The sequence below is a fragment of the Caballeronia sp. LjRoot34 genome, from assembly GCF_964253815.1.
GTDB lineage: Bacteria > Pseudomonadota > Gammaproteobacteria > Burkholderiales > Burkholderiaceae > Caballeronia.
Window position 1 is genome coordinate 1,703,805 of sequence record NZ_CAXUSB020000001.1, and the last position, 13,410, is coordinate 1,717,214.

Below are 13,410 nucleotides of genomic sequence, written 5' to 3' on the forward strand. Positions count from 1 at the left end.
CACTTCCACATGGCGGCACCCCGGTCGGTGATACACGGTAGCAGCATAGACCATGAGGGCATTTTCGCCAGGAGAGAAGGCATATGCCGACGGGGTGTCTTGCGGCCACAATCGTTTCCAATGCCCGTATGCCAACAGGAAGCGAGGCGCTCGGGTTGACGGGCCGTGAACCGGATCCTGTGGCGTGGTGGTCGGGCCTCGGTTGTCGAGCTGGCGGTCGATTACTCCTGGATACAGAACGGTGCCCGCCGCGCCACGCTGCGGGAGGATTTCACCCTCAGATCCGGTCGATCGGCATTCAGTGCAATGCCACTTTCGCGTCAGATACGGAAAGCCGTTTTGTGTGACGAGACAGCGATGGACATTCGGCGCGTGTGTACTAATATGATTGAAGCGTTCCCTGCAGAAGAGAGAGGCATGCGATGCATCCCGTGCTTGAAAGAACTTTCGGTGGCCTGTCGCGCGAGTATTACGTGCGGCAATTTCTGTTTGGACTGGTCATCCCGGCGGTGATAGCGCGCGTGTTTATCGAGCACCCTACGCATCTTCCGTTCTGGATGATCTGCCTGCTGGTCGTGAACTCGCTGCTGTATCCGTATGCGCGTTTTGCCTTTGAGTGTGTCGCAGGTTTTCTGTTCGGACGCATGGTCGTGGCAGTACCGCTGTTGGTGCTGCTCGTCGTGAAGGCGGGCATCATGGCGCTGTGCTGGGGATATGCGATTTTCATCGCACCCATCACGCTCGCCTGCCTGTATTTTCTGCACGGCCGTGGCGACCCGGCGCGCTGGCAGACCCGCTATGGTAGTAACGCGAAAGGCCGGGCGTGATTGGGGGCGCAGTACCCCACGGCTGCGTTCGCACAAGCCGCCTGACGGCCGGTGAGCAGATGAAGCAGGTTGATCATGAGACTCCCACAGGCCGGGCAATGACTGGCTAACAGAACTTGCCTTATTTCGGGCCATCACCCGAGATCAAAGGTTTCAGCAGCGTACGTCGCAAGGTCCAGCAGACAGAACAGCGGTGCTGCGACGGCGTCATCGTTGGGGGTCGGACTTCGCCAATACGTCGGATTCACGTGCCAACGGTAACGCGCTGCCGGTTGCAGGGCATCCGCGGGAGCAACAAACCGCCGGATTTCTCAAAAGTGCCAAGACCAGCAGGCGCGGTTTCTCGTGTGCGACGAGACGGAAACCAGTCCAAACGAGGGACTATCTGCGGTTCACCCATCGAGGGCCCTGGCTTGCATCGGCCCGTTCAATTGCTATCGCGGTTGACACGACCGACCGTGACCGACCCGTTTCTGCCCTTCGATATAGCGCTCCTCAACGGCAGCTTCCAAGCCGGTAACGGCCGTTCGCACAGTCGTTGTTCTCATACTCTGCAACCAAGACTTGATAGTCGTTGCAGTTTGTACTTCAGATGTCCAGAACTGACGGGCCGGAACACGCCGACGAGGATTCGATGGTCGAAACACACTCCTGGGCCGCGACGCCCGTTACTTACTGCCTCGGTAAAGCCCACCCATCTGCGCTGCTTGGCCACTTTTCTGAAAATCTTCCAGCTCACCAGTCGCTTGCTCGCGTGTTTTCCCGAGGGAACCGGAGGGCGCTGGTGTGACAGCCGGGACTGCGACTGCCGGATCCTGCGAGGCGGTGCCAACCGCTACCGACTCGGTCTGGTTGGCCGCTGATTGGGCGAAGCATCCGTCTGCTGCCACTCCAACCATCAGGCCAAGACAGACGGCGATCGATTGATGAAGTTTCATGAGCGTTCTCCTTCGGAGTTTAAGTGATTGGCTCTGCGCATCGTTCGCCGACTGACAGCGGTCGTCGCACACGCCAAGGCAGGTTCGCTCGTTGCGACGGCCAACCAGATCCGGGTGCACATGACGAATGCCTTGCTGCGTTGCCGTCATAGTCATTCTTGGTCGGACGACACGCTGTCGCAACGCACATGCGTAGGCGACGAATACGTAACGCAGGTGAAAGATGTATGCACTCCCGTTGACCAATCCGAGCAACGGATCATGTGGTCACCTTCCATGACCGAGCTCTTTGCCTAACCGTCCTGCTGCGGGCAAGGGCACATCACGTTGCTGATACATTTGTGGCTGATGGTAGCGATAGCGACCTGTTATTCTGGTTTTTATCGCACTGTGGCTATGGACGGGGGTTTGTGCGCGCCCGGGCCACGCGCCGCTTTGGCTGGAATTTGCCGCCTTACTACGTTAGCCACGTTCGGTGAGAACCTGTCTAACTCGTGGTGCGCCGATAAAGCCTCTCAATACCACTCACTATCCGCCCAAGGCGGCTTTCCTGATCAAGCAGCCTTATGAGACCGTCAGACTTCGTGGTACGCAAGTTCAGGTCGGCGGCTTTGGAGCGTGCGTTCCGTAGAGACTATGCACGTCGCTACGCCGGTCAACGCAGGATTGCGTCGACCATCTTCACGCTCTTGTGGATATTTTTTGCTGTCCGTGATTTGTGGCGTGCGGACGAACTCGATCCCGGCAACGTCTACCACCATCACCTTGTCTACCTGAGACTTGCAACTGCCGTGGGTATGTCAGTGGCGGTAGGGTTGTTATGGGGACGACGCGCCTTTGACGAACGCTGGGCAGTCGGGTTACTTAGTGTATGGACGCTGAGTTGCTGGTTCACCCTATTGCGGCTGATGGAGATTGTCCCGATAGAATCGGCGTGGCGGGCAGTTTTCCCCATTCTGACATTAGTGCTTTTCATGATATTCACGTCGTACCGACTTCGTGCAATCACGGCAATATGGTTAGTTGCGCTATGCGTTGTAACGTTCCACCTCACACTTTACCTGTGGCCGAGGGGTGCTGTTGCAACGCAGTGGGCTAACTGGGTTTCCCGTGGGACGATGCTTGATATGACGTATGCGATTGGCGCCGTCGTCAGCATTCCATTGGAACGCGCTGCCCGGCGCGAGTTTATGTCCCGGCGGACGGTGCGCGCAGCCAAGGCACGTGTTGAAGCGGCATTCCGCATAGTCAACCAGAAAAATGAACGTATGAATGAACTCATTAAGGAAAAGGGGCGGTTCTTTTCGTCGGCCTACCACGACATCCAGCAGCCCCTCGCTGCGATTAACCTCTTCATCCGTAGCGCGCGGATAAAACTCGAAGGTGAACACGCCGCAAGCCATGATCTCGACGTCATTGAGGAAACGGCACGCGACATCCTCGACATGTTCAAGGACATTCAGGACTATAGTGAACTAGGCTCATACGTCCCGCACCTGTCGCCAGTCGACACGCAAGCCGTGCTGACGGAGGTTTTCGAGCAATACCTTGAACCGGCAAAGTCGCGGGGCATCAAATTCAGAATCAGTGGGCGTCGGCGCTCCCCGCCACCCATTGAAAGTGACCGCTCCTTGTTCAAGCGGGCATTATCCAATTTCGTATCGAATGCAATCAAGAACACTTCCGCAGGGGGTGTCGTCATCGGCTGGGTGGAGATCGGGGAACAGCTTCGCATCGATGTGCGGGACACGGGCATTGGTATCTCAGCCGCGCATCGGGAGGCGATATTCACCGAGTACTATCAGATCGACAACCCGGGTCGCGATCGCTCGAAAGGCCTGGGGCTCGGGCTGTCTATCGTGCACCGGGTCATTGGTATTCTGCCGCAGCACAGCATGAGTTTCTGGTCGGTCGAAGGCCACGGGTCGCGCTTTTCCCTCTACGCTCCGATTTCTGAAATGACACCTGTCATCGGGACGGACGATCCAAAGAGCGACGCATCCACGTCCGTCCTCAGGGGTAAATACGTCCTGCTGTGTGACGACGAACCGACCGTTCTCGAGGGCCTGCGCCGGTTGTTCGTCAGTGCTGGCGCGCTGGTGGACACCGCCGAGTCGATGGCGGGATTCGACGCCATTTTGGCCGATGACGGCCGCATACCCGATGTCATTGTCACCGATATTCGCCTGCGTGACGGACCGACCGGCATTGAGGTTGCCGAACGGATCAGAAAGCATTTCGCCTGGGCCGGAGTGCTTCCCGTCGCGTTCATCACGGGCGAACTGATCTCTCCCCGCGCACTTCGCGATTTCGCCGACCCGTTCGTTCTGCTTCGGAAGTCTTCTGCGCCGGAAAGCACGCTCGCTGAAGTCAGTCGGTTCGTTGCTGCCCAACAGCCGACAGGCTTCGGTCATGTGCGGGATCCGTGACTGGCGGCACGCCGAGCTTGATCCCTCTATCAGCCAACATGACGATGAGTTCCGTACGGCGCCGCAGATTGAAATGCGCCAGCAGATGACTGACGTACTTCCGAACCGTAATGTCCTCGAGCCCCATTCTCAGCGCAATGGCCTTGGAGGAAAGTCCGCGTACTAGCCATGCCAACGTTTCGAATTCTCTCGGCGTGAGTCCCAGTTCGGATGCGTTGCTCATTTCAGGGTTACCGCTCGAGTGCGCTTTCCCAGGTCCATTTGCCGGAGCCTCATCCGTGCCCATGTCACGCCTGAGCCTCACGATGCTGGCCGCAGGCAGGAACACGCCTCCGGCAAGCACTGCGCTTATTGCTGCATGAAGCGCTTCAGGAGGCGACGACTTTGGCACATATCCCATGGCGCGAAGTTCAATGCAGCGACTGATAGTTTCCACGCTCTCGTCGGCCGATATCACAATCACCGGTAACGACGGTCGGTAAGCGTGACCGAAGTACCGTTCTTGACGAAACTATTTTCGACGAGATTTTTTTGTTGGCGGGGCATTAACTTCATCGACGACATAGCCGGTAGCGATGGCCTCGATGATCGCGAACTCCAATCGATCTAGCAGCTCTAGCATGGATTCGCCGGGGTGCTGGCGAAGCATGGCGATCGTGCTCTCTTTCATGTGAGCCGCGGCCACGGTGCCGAATGAGGGTACCGAGTCGACGGAGAAGGAGCCGCCGTCCGCGACGAAGGCGGCCAGCGACGCGAGTGTCGTCGGAACCTTGCTCGCTAACTCACTCAGCTCACTGAGGGCGCGGGCGAGTTCGTCGTCTGAAGTTTGTCGGCGACGTGCCATGGCAGCAGCTCCTCGATTCTATTGATGGGGTGGTCGGCGATATGGGCCAGTACGTAGCCCAGATATGCTTCCGGATCGATACCGTTGAGTTTGCAGGTGCCAATCAACGAATACATGGCAGCCGCTCGTTCACCGCCGCTATCTGCGCCAACGAAGAGGAAATTTTTCCGTCCAAGGCAGCATCCCCGTAGAGCATTCTCGGCGATATTGTTGTCAATCTCGGCGATGCCATCGTCGCAGTAATACGTCAGGGCCGGCCAATGATTCATGAAGTAGTTGATCGCCTTGGCCGTTTCGGTCTGGGCGGAGAGTGTTGCCCGCCAGGCGCGTAGCCACGTCTCGAGGCTGTTCAGCAGCGGGCGAGCCTTTTCCTGACGGACCCGCTTGCGTTCTTCGCCCGCATGTCCGCGAATTTTCGCTTCAATCGCGTACAGTTCGCCAATGCGGCGCAACGCTTCAGTGGTCCTCACGGTCTTGCACTTCACATGCAAATCGTGAATTTTTCTTCTAGCGTGAGCCATACAAGCTGCTTCATGGACCTCCCCGCCCTTGTAAAGGGCGTCGTAGCCCGCGAACGCATCCGCTTGCAACACACCGGTAAAGTCGGCCAGATGGGCTTGAGGATGTTGCCCCTGTCGATCTGGCGTGTATGCAAACCAGACCGCGGGGGATGCCTTCGAACCTGAACGGCGATCATCGCGCACATAGACCCACAGACGCCCCGTTTTGGTCTTTTTGTTGCCCGGCGACAGTACCGGGATCGTCGTGTCGTCCGCATGCACCTTGCCCGGCGCCACCACATACCGGTACAGCGCATCATTTAACGGTCGCATAAGAGCACAACACAGGCCAATCTGCCGGGCCATCACCGAACGGTCATAGTCGATGCCTTCCCGAGCCCAGATCTCGCACTGCCGGTACAGCGGCAGATGATCGCAGAATTTTGAAACGATCACGTGGGCCAGCAGCGCCGCGCTGGCAATGCCGCGCTCGATCGGCCGGCTCGGTGCCGGTGCCTGAACGATGCAGTCGCATCGCACACAGGCCTTCTTGCGCCGGATGTGACGAATGACCTTGAAGGCTGCCTTGATGATCGTCAGTTGCTCGGCAACGTCCTCGCCCAGCGGCTTAAGCTCGCCTGCGCACTCCGGACAGACGACTTCGACAGGTTCGTAAATATGATCTTCGCGGGGCAGATGAGCGGGCAACGCTCGACGTGTCGAAGGTTTGCGCGGCTTCACCTTCTTCTGCTCCAGTTCTGCAGTAACTTCGGCCTCACCATCGGTCGCCTCCAGCTCTTCAAGCCGCGTTTCCAGGCGTTCGATCTCTCGGTCTAGTTTCTCTGAACTGCTGCCAAACTGCATCCGCTTCAGTTTGGCGATCTGCAGCTTCAACCGCTCGATCTCCAACGCGCGGGCCTGCAGCGTACGCTGCATCTGTGCGATAGACTCGAGCTGTTGCTGGACCACGCCGTCACGCTCGACCAGCGCCAGATCGCGTGCCGACACCATCGCCTTCAAGATGGCGATGTCGTCAGGCAAGTCAGTCATCTCAGAGCTGGCATTTAGCATGCGCGCAGTTTACGCAGGTTCCGGCTCGTTTACAACGCCGACATCAATGGTGATGTCCGCCGGGGCTGCTTCCAGTCAATGCCTTCGAGCAGCATCGACAGTTGGGCTTGCGTCAGATGAACCTTGCCGCTCTCAGCCTGCGGCCAGACAAAGCGCCCGCTACTTTCAAGACGCTTCGCGAGTAGGCATAGTCCATCGCCCGTGGCCCAGAGGATTTTGACAACGTTCCCGCGTTTGCCGCGAAACACGAATACATGACCCGAGAATGGATTTTCATCCAACGCCGACTGTGCTTTAGCAGCCAGCCCGTCGAAACCGCAGCGCATATCCGTTACGCCCGCGGCAATCCAGATGCGTGTGCCCGCCGGCAGTCCCATCATCAAAGGTAGTCACGCAGAAACTGCATCGCCACAGCAGCCGTCAGTCCGCAAATCCGCACGCGGCGCTTGCCGATTTCGACCTCGACCTGGCAGGACGGCGTTGTCACTGGCACCGCGTCATCAGACGCCACTGCCGTGGGATCGATGAGACTGACAGGCAACAGGGCCGCGGCAGGCGGAGCGCCCACGTCGACGCGATGCATCCGATTGCGATATTGTTTGCGCCATCCGAAAATCACATTGGCATTTATGCCGTGCTCACGAGCGACGAGCGAAACGGAGGTCCCTGGCTGTAGCGTTTGTTCGACCACACGACGTTTAAATGCGGCTGAATAGGTCTTTCGCGGCGGCCGCCGACGAGCGTCAGAATCAAGATGAGTATGGATAGTCATTGGAGAGATCGTGTCCGTGATCGGGTTATCGTGGACACGATCTAATGGTGTCCACAAAACAAGGATCTTCCCGACCTCCAACTCAGCGGTCTACACGGTACTGCGGTCACGCTTACGACGGTCGCGACTCCCTCAATTCGGCAAGTGCGTTGCAACCGTAACCGTCAGGAAGGTCGAGATCGAGAAAAACGATGTTCAGAAGTTCGCCAAGCGCATGCTTCAAGCCCTGCGACAACGTACTCGCGTGCAGCAACTCGATGCCAGGAAAGAGGTTTCTCAATAGCAACGCCAATCCGGCTCTGAACAGATCATGATCATCGACGATCAATACACGCATTCATCGTCTCCCAGAAACACCTTCGAGGCGAGCTGCAATTACACAGCTGATGATTACTACATCCGTAGCGATCATCAGCGGTGCTCAAATCTAATAGTACACGCGCGCATTTGTGCCACAGACACTGGATCTGCGACTTGTACACGAAGGGCAGCGCGCGGAAGCCCGCATCGCTGTCGGCGAACGTCTCATGCCGGTCCGGAAGCCGACCCTCGCAAATTTCATTTGACCGGCTTAAATTGGCCGAAGAACGAAACCGCTCGCGCGGTAGGGGCTCCGGCCAGCGCGTGCGGTTCTTGGGAGGTCCGCCGCGCGGTTCCGTATGTTGGCGAATGAGGCAATCCGCCTCGTTCTCCAGCAGGAGCCCAATCATGACCTCCTTACAGGCAAACGCCAGTCCACTGCGCCAACGCATGATCGACGACATGCGCATGCGCCAGCTTTCGCCGAAGACGCAGGACATCTATCTGCGCATCGTGCGCGAATTCGCCCGGTTTCTCGGGCGCTCACCTGACACGGCCACCGTCGAGGACCTGCGGCGCTACCAACTGCATCTCGTCGATCACGGCACATCGCCCGTCTCATTGAATCATGCCATTACCGGCCTGAAGTTCTTCTTCGAGGTCACGCTCGACCGACCCGAGCTGATGGTCAGGATGCATCCGGTGCGCGTTCCACGCATATTGCCCGTCGTACTCAGTCCCGATGAAGTGCGCCGCCTCATCGAGGCGGCCGGCAACCTGAAGCACCAGACCGCGCTGTCGGTCGCGTACGGCGCCGGGCTGCGCGCGAGCGAAGTGGTGGCCCTGAAGGTCGGCGACATCGACAGCCAGCGTATGACGATGCGCATTGAGCAGGGCAAGGGCCGCCGCGACCGCTACGCCATGCTCTCGCCGGTGCTGCTCGAGCGCCTGCGCGTCTGGTGGCACGTCGCGCGGGCCCAGGGCAAGATGCTCGATGGCGGGTGGCTCTTTCCCGGGCTCGATCCCGTCGACCAGCTCAGCACGCGACAGTTGAACCGCGCCATCCATGCCGCCGCCGAGGCCGCACACATCGACAAGCGCGTATCCATGCATACCTTGAGGCACAGTTTTGCGACACACCTGCTCGAGCAGAAGGTGGACATCCGCGTGATCCAGGTGCTGCTCGGGCACGTAAAGCTTGAGAACACCGCGCTCTACGTCCAGGTGGCCACCGACCTGCTGCACGAGGTCACCAGCCCGCTGGACCGCCTGCCCTCCGAGTAAGCTCGCGCGCGTAACGCCTCATGCTGGAGGTTGCAGACGTCTTCCGCAGCCACGGGCCAGCGTGGCGAGCAACCGCACACCTGAGCCTGGGGCAGCTGAAGGTCATGTCGGCCATCGAACAGTGTCGCACCGCGGCGCTGGGCGGGCATGTGCTGCGCTGTTCGGGGTGCGACCATATCGAGATCGAGTACAACTCCTGCCGTAATCGGCACTGCATGAAGTGCCAGGCCAGTGCTGCACGCCGCTGGCTCGAGGCGCGCCAGGCCGATCTGCTGCCCGTGGAGTACTACCACGTAGTGTTCACGCTGCCCGCGCCGATCAGCGCCATCGCTTGGTACAACAAGGCGGTCGTCTACGGACTGTTGTTCGACATCGCCGCCGAAACACTGCGCACTATCGCCGCGGATCCGAGGCACCTGGGCGCACAGATCGGCGCCACGCTGGTACTGCACACCTGGGGCTCAGCGCTCACGCATCATCCGCACGTGCACGGTATCGTTCCCGGTGGCGGCCTGTCGCCCGATGGTCAGAGGTGGATCGCCTGCCGGCCCGGCTTCTTCCTGCCGGTGCGCGTGCTCTCGCGCCTGTTCCGAAGGCGCTTCCTCGAAGCACTCGCAGACGCACACCGACGCGCCCAGCTGCAGTTCTTCGGCGAGTATGTGGGGCTCGCGGATCCAGCCGCCTTTGCTCGGTGGCTTGCGCCGCTACGTGCCTGCGAGTGGGTCGTGTACGCCAAGCGCCCGTTTGCAGGACCGGCAGCCGTGCTCGAGTACCTCTCACGCTATACGCACCGCGTAGCGATCTCCAATCAACGCCTGGTCGCATTCGATGAGCGCGGCGTGACCTTCCGCTGGAAGGACTACCGTGCGAAGGGACGCACCCGTTACAAGACCATGACGCTGGAGGCCGGGGAGTTCATGCGCCGCGTCCTGCTGCATGTGCTGCCCGGCGGCTTCCATCGCATCCGTCATTACGGGCTGCTTGCCAACCCGGTGCGCCGCGCCAACCTCGCCAAGGTGCGTGAGTTGCTGGACGTCATGCCCCAGGTCCCCATCCGGCCCGACCAAACCGAGGTTGCTGTCGCTCCAGTCTTCGTCTGCCGGCACTGCGGTGCGCCAATGATCGTCATTGAGATACTGGAACGCACTGCGCCCATTCGCGCACCACCCATGCGCCGAGGTGAGACATGAGCGCAACGCTCCCTGCACGTATAACCCGACCGTCGGCACTGCGGCAACGCGGCCCACGAGCGGACGTTTGCGCCTGTCGCTTCGCGCAGTCCCTCGCAAGTCCGCTTCGCCATCACAACTGCGTCACTGCACCGCTTCATCACTGCGTAAGCGCCCATCCAGCATCCCGCCTGACCACGCATCCATCAACATTGCCAGGCATCCCGGCCTATCAATCGCCATAGCCTCAAAGATTCCGAGCGCATCGGGGCACGCCGCGGTTTCCTCCATCGAGGCTCGTTCGACGCCTGCCGGCACGCGCGGTGGCGCACTCACATTCCTGCGGACGATGGCAGGCATCGAACAACCCTAAACGAAGCAGGTCGTGCAGTTGACTAGTGTCAGTTTTAACGTCTCACTGAAGACGACGCCGGAGTCGATAGACGCCGTCAAAGTTCACATTCATTCCTCCGCACTGCCCATTGTCGGCAGCAACAAGGAATTTTCCGGCGATGTGTAAAGCCACCGCACAACCGTTGCTGAACTCCGGGACCTCATTTGTCAACATTCCGTTTTTGGGAGTTCCAATGAAGTCGAAATCGCCAAAATCCGGTCCGCCAGAACCTCCATCAAAGATGGCATTGCCCCTGACAGCGAGAGCTTGTGCATCAGATGTGCGAATCTCGATTTTTGCGTGGTCGTTTTGCCAAACACCAAGCCATTGATCCGCAAACGTCTGGCTAGTTGCTATCGCTTTCCACCGCCCACGCGGTACCCACCCATACCATACATCGAGTGGCCGCTTGCCAGGAATGCCCACGCAGATCCATGACTGATCGTGTGCAAGTTCGACACCTTGTCCCGCGCCAGCAAGTACGGGCGCTCCTCGCACGCGACAATCCTGCCGAGCATCACATTCTGTCTTGGGTACCATCAGCAGCGATACGGGGATGCCGGTCGTCAATGTCCCGGCCGTGACCCGTTTCAAGCTTGACAAGCCTTCAGACGCGCCAGCCCTCTGCGAACAGAACACGGACGCCATCGCGTTGCTCCCGTAGAAAGCGAGTGCTATCCAGAGCAAAACTAGTGGTCGACGCGCGGTCTTTTTCATGGTGTTTCAATTTTCGTTCACTTAAATCGGGTCGCGATTTGCATCGCACTCGATGTTTATCGCATCCGATTTCAATGATTCAGGAGGTGGAGTCGATTGTCTCCTGTTGGCCGAACCCGGAAGTTTGCACCGGTCGACGCTCGATGCATCCGACTCAAGTTGCGAACCTCCGCGCACGACCCATAGGGGCCTTTAACTTTCGGATCGTCGGGGGAATCTGTGGGTGAAATCGATGGATTCAGGCGGCGTTGAGGAAACAACATAGCTTTCGGCAGGTGGCATCGAAGAGGCCTTGCTCGCGCTCAGAGCGGTCATCCAGGAGTGGGCCACCGTCTTGCTCGTCGATATACCGTAACAGTATTGAGCGGGCGTCCAGCCTCCTGAGTTCGCGGTAAAGCTGCCGCTCTTCAACGAGACGACCACCGAGCATCCAGATGAAGTCCCGATGCTGGTGCAGGGTTTTTCGGCTGTAACCGCTGTCCAGAAGATGCAGGAGATACGGTGTGAATATCTTGACGAGATCCTGTCCGAACGGAATGTCCTGTTGCTCAAAGCTCCAAGACTTGGGCCAGTTTTGCAGGTCGGGAACGAGTCGTTCAAGAGCGCTTGATTCGGGTGTGACAATGGCGGTATTACCGACGATTTTTCGCTTGCTAGCCATGCTTTTGACCCGCTTGCTCAATTCCTGTCATCATTTCCCCGGTTTCGTTTATGAAGGGGCGCGGCTGTGCGACAGGACGCAGACCATTGAGATTGACGTGCGCCCACGTAAGGGATCCAAACCAGTTTGTTCGTGCTGCAACGAGCGCGCAAGCGGCTACGATACGCTCGGAGAACGTCGCTTCGAGTTCATCCCAATCTGGGGTTTTGCCGTCATTCTGCTGTATTCGATGCGTCGTGTCGATTGCCGTCGGTGTGGCGTAAAGGTTGAGACGGTACCGTGGGCTATCGGCAAGCATACGTTGACCAAGGCATACATGCTTTTTCTGGCCCAGTGGGCTCGTAAGCTGTCGTGGAAAGAAACCGCGCTGAGTTTCCGCACCAGCTGGGAGAAGGTCTTCAATGCCGTGGAATGGGTAGTCGACTGGGGGCTGAATCATCGTGAGCTCGGGACGATTCGCGCTTTCGGCGTTGACGAGATCCAGTATGGCCGAGGGCACCAGTACCTCACGCTCGTCTACCAGATCGAGGCCGGCCGCACGCGACTGCTCTGGGTCGGACAGGAACGTACTAAGGAGAGCTTCGCGAAGTTCTTTGCGATGATCGGCAAGCCGCTGTGCGAGAAGGTCGAATTCGTGTGTTCCGACATGTGGAAGCCCTATCTCGAAATGATAGCGCGTCATTGCCCGAACGCCCTGAATATCCTCGACCGTTTCCACATCGTTGCCAAGATGAACAAAGCGATCGATGAGGTGCGAGCCGATGAGGCCAGGCGCATGTCGCGTGATGGCTATGAGCCTGTTCTCAAAAAATCCCGCTGGTGCCTGCTTGCGCGACGCGAGAACCTTACTGGCAAACAACGCGTTCGCCTGCGTGACCTACTCCAGTACAACTTACGTAGCGTACGTGCCTATCTGCTCAAAGAAGAATTCCAGCAACTCTGGGACTACATCTCTCCTGTCTGGGCGGGCAAGTTCCTCGACCAGTGGTGCAAGCAGGTGATGCGCTCACGCATCGAGCCGATGAAGAAGTTTGCCCGGACCGTGCGCTCGCACCGGGATCTGATCCTCAACTACTTCCGTGCCAGAAAGCAGTTCTCCAGCGGCGTTATCGAGGGGCTGAACAATAAGGCCAAAGTCACTATGAGAAAAGCGTACGGCTTCCGAACCTTCCGAGCCACAGAAATCGCGCTCTATCATGCACTTGGCAAGCTTCCCGAGCCTCCATCCACCCACACTTTTTACTGACGAACCTAACTTTCTCGACAACGGCCGCCTGGCGACCGGCCCGAACTCGGTCGGCACCGATGAGGCTGGGAACTAGGCGCCCCGCGTCGGCGCTAAACCGCTGGCCCCTCGGGAGGTTGCTCGCGGATCGACACAGCGATGGAACTCCCAACGATCGACACTATTCCGACGATGGATAATGAACTCAGCGTCTCGCCCCATACGATGAAGCCGAACAACGTGGCCCATATGATACTGGTATAGGTGTAAGGTGCTAAC

14 protein-coding genes are annotated in these 13,410 nt (G+C 58.7%); 5 read left to right on the forward strand and 9 right to left on the reverse strand.

The window, feature by feature from the left end:
- The first annotated feature begins 431 nt into the window (after positions 1–431).
- Complete coding sequence (locus ACSQ36_RS07650) at positions 432–827, forward strand: hypothetical protein (RefSeq protein WP_436181442.1); 396 nt, start codon at positions 432–434, stop codon at positions 825–827.
- 668 nt (positions 828–1,495) lie between these two features.
- Here ACSQ36_RS07650 and ACSQ36_RS07655 read toward each other — a convergent pair.
- A complete protein-coding gene (locus ACSQ36_RS07655) occupies positions 1,496–1,765 on the reverse strand; it encodes a hypothetical protein (RefSeq protein ID WP_436181443.1) in 270 nt (89 codons plus the stop codon).
- A gap of 1,127 nt (positions 1,766–2,892) precedes the next feature.
- Here ACSQ36_RS07655 and ACSQ36_RS07660 point away from each other — a divergent pair.
- The gene (locus tag ACSQ36_RS07660) at positions 2,893–4,194 is read left to right on the forward strand and encodes a hybrid sensor histidine kinase/response regulator (RefSeq protein WP_436181444.1); all 1,302 of its coding nucleotides are present in this window, start codon (positions 2,893–2,895) and stop codon (positions 4,192–4,194) included.
- On the opposite strand, the gene ACSQ36_RS07665 is transcribed toward ACSQ36_RS07660, so the two are convergent.
- The 6 genes from ACSQ36_RS07665 to ACSQ36_RS07690 form a co-directional block, all read right to left on the reverse strand.
- Complete coding sequence (locus tag ACSQ36_RS07665; protein ID WP_436181445.1) at positions 4,136–4,630, reverse strand: response regulator transcription factor; 495 nt, start codon at positions 4,628–4,630, stop codon at positions 4,136–4,138. The genes ACSQ36_RS07660 and ACSQ36_RS07665 overlap by 59 nt on opposite strands.
- Before the next feature lie 75 nt (positions 4,631–4,705).
- On the reverse strand, positions 4,706–5,038 hold the full coding sequence (locus ACSQ36_RS07670) for a hypothetical protein (protein WP_436181446.1): 333 nt from the start codon (positions 5,036–5,038) through the stop codon (positions 4,706–4,708).
- Positions 4,981–6,588: an IS66 family transposase gene (gene tnpC, locus ACSQ36_RS07675; RefSeq protein ID WP_436181447.1), complete on the reverse strand. Its 1,608-nt coding sequence runs from the start codon at positions 6,586–6,588 to the stop codon at positions 4,981–4,983. The genes ACSQ36_RS07670 and tnpC overlap by 58 nt, the downstream gene beginning before the upstream one ends.
- Before the next feature lie 50 nt (positions 6,589–6,638).
- Complete coding sequence (gene tnpB, locus ACSQ36_RS07680) at positions 6,639–6,989, reverse strand: IS66 family insertion sequence element accessory protein TnpB (RefSeq protein ID WP_122174673.1); 351 nt, start codon at positions 6,987–6,989, stop codon at positions 6,639–6,641.
- Positions 6,989–7,381 carry an IS66-like element accessory protein TnpA gene (tnpA, locus tag ACSQ36_RS07685; protein WP_436183120.1) on the reverse strand — a complete coding sequence of 131 codons (393 nt, stop codon included), beginning with the start codon at positions 7,379–7,381 and terminating at the stop codon, positions 6,989–6,991. The genes tnpB and tnpA overlap by 1 nt, the downstream gene beginning before the upstream one ends.
- Positions 7,382–7,493: 112 nt before the next feature.
- A complete protein-coding gene (locus ACSQ36_RS07690; protein ID WP_436181448.1) occupies positions 7,494–7,718 on the reverse strand; it encodes a response regulator transcription factor in 225 nt (74 codons plus the stop codon).
- Positions 7,719–8,089: 371 nt separating this feature from the next.
- Between ACSQ36_RS07690 and ACSQ36_RS07695 the strand changes: the two genes are divergently transcribed.
- The gene (locus tag ACSQ36_RS07695) at positions 8,090–8,965 is read left to right on the forward strand and encodes a tyrosine-type recombinase/integrase (RefSeq protein WP_436181449.1); all 876 of its coding nucleotides are present in this window, start codon (positions 8,090–8,092) and stop codon (positions 8,963–8,965) included.
- 20 nt (positions 8,966–8,985) lie between these two features.
- On the forward strand, positions 8,986–10,155 hold the full coding sequence (locus ACSQ36_RS07700; protein WP_436181450.1) for an IS91 family transposase: 1,170 nt from the start codon (positions 8,986–8,988) through the stop codon (positions 10,153–10,155).
- A gap of 394 nt (positions 10,156–10,549) precedes the next feature.
- Here ACSQ36_RS07700 and ACSQ36_RS07705 read toward each other — a convergent pair whose 3' ends face one another.
- Entirely contained in the window at positions 10,550–11,245 is a 696-nt protein-coding gene (locus tag ACSQ36_RS07705; protein ID WP_436181451.1) for a hypothetical protein, read from the reverse strand.
- Between the two features lie 238 nt (positions 11,246–11,483).
- The gene (locus ACSQ36_RS07710; protein ID WP_436181452.1) at positions 11,484–11,906 is read right to left on the reverse strand and encodes a hypothetical protein; all 423 of its coding nucleotides are present in this window, start codon (positions 11,904–11,906) and stop codon (positions 11,484–11,486) included.
- Here ACSQ36_RS07710 and ACSQ36_RS07715 point away from each other — a divergent pair.
- Positions 11,905–13,152 carry an ISL3 family transposase gene (locus ACSQ36_RS07715; RefSeq protein ID WP_436181453.1) on the forward strand — a complete coding sequence of 416 codons (1,248 nt, stop codon included), beginning with the start codon at positions 11,905–11,907 and terminating at the stop codon, positions 13,150–13,152. The two genes, ACSQ36_RS07710 and ACSQ36_RS07715, sit on opposite strands and share 2 nt — an antisense overlap.
- Positions 13,153–13,410 lie beyond the last annotated feature (258 nt).

Excerpts from the sequence above, each read along its gene's own strand:
- ACSQ36_RS07655 (WP_436181443.1), bottom strand. The coding sequence starts at position 1,765 with ATGAAACTTCATCAATCGATCGCCGTCTGTCTTGGCCTGATGGTTGGA.
- ACSQ36_RS07660 (WP_436181444.1), top strand. The coding sequence starts at position 2,893 with ATGACGTATGCGATTGGCGCCGTCGTCAGCATTCCATTGGAACGCGCT.
- ACSQ36_RS07670 (WP_436181446.1), bottom strand. The coding sequence starts at position 5,038 with ATGGCACGTCGCCGACAAACTTCAGACGACGAACTCGCCCGCGCCCTC.
- tnpC (WP_436181447.1), bottom strand. The coding sequence starts at position 6,588 with ATGACTGACTTGCCTGACGACATCGCCATCTTGAAGGCGATGGTGTCG.
- tnpB (WP_122174673.1), bottom strand. The coding sequence starts at position 6,989 with ATGATGGGACTGCCGGCGGGCACACGCATCTGGATTGCCGCGGGCGTA.
- tnpA (WP_436183120.1), bottom strand. The coding sequence starts at position 7,381 with ATGACTATCCATACTCATCTTGATTCTGACGCTCGTCGGCGGCCGCCG.
- ACSQ36_RS07690 (WP_436181448.1), bottom strand. The coding sequence starts at position 7,718 with ATGCGTGTATTGATCGTCGATGATCATGATCTGTTCAGAGCCGGATTG.
- ACSQ36_RS07695 (WP_436181449.1), top strand. The coding sequence starts at position 8,090 with ATGACCTCCTTACAGGCAAACGCCAGTCCACTGCGCCAACGCATGATC.
- ACSQ36_RS07700 (WP_436181450.1), top strand. The coding sequence starts at position 8,986 with ATGCTGGAGGTTGCAGACGTCTTCCGCAGCCACGGGCCAGCGTGGCGA.
- ACSQ36_RS07705 (WP_436181451.1), bottom strand. The coding sequence starts at position 11,245 with ATGAAAAAGACCGCGCGTCGACCACTAGTTTTGCTCTGGATAGCACTC.
- ACSQ36_RS07715 (WP_436181453.1), top strand. The coding sequence starts at position 11,905 with ATGCTTTTGACCCGCTTGCTCAATTCCTGTCATCATTTCCCCGGTTTC.
- ACSQ36_RS07710 (WP_436181452.1), bottom strand. The coding sequence starts at position 11,906 with ATGGCTAGCAAGCGAAAAATCGTCGGTAATACCGCCATTGTCACACCC.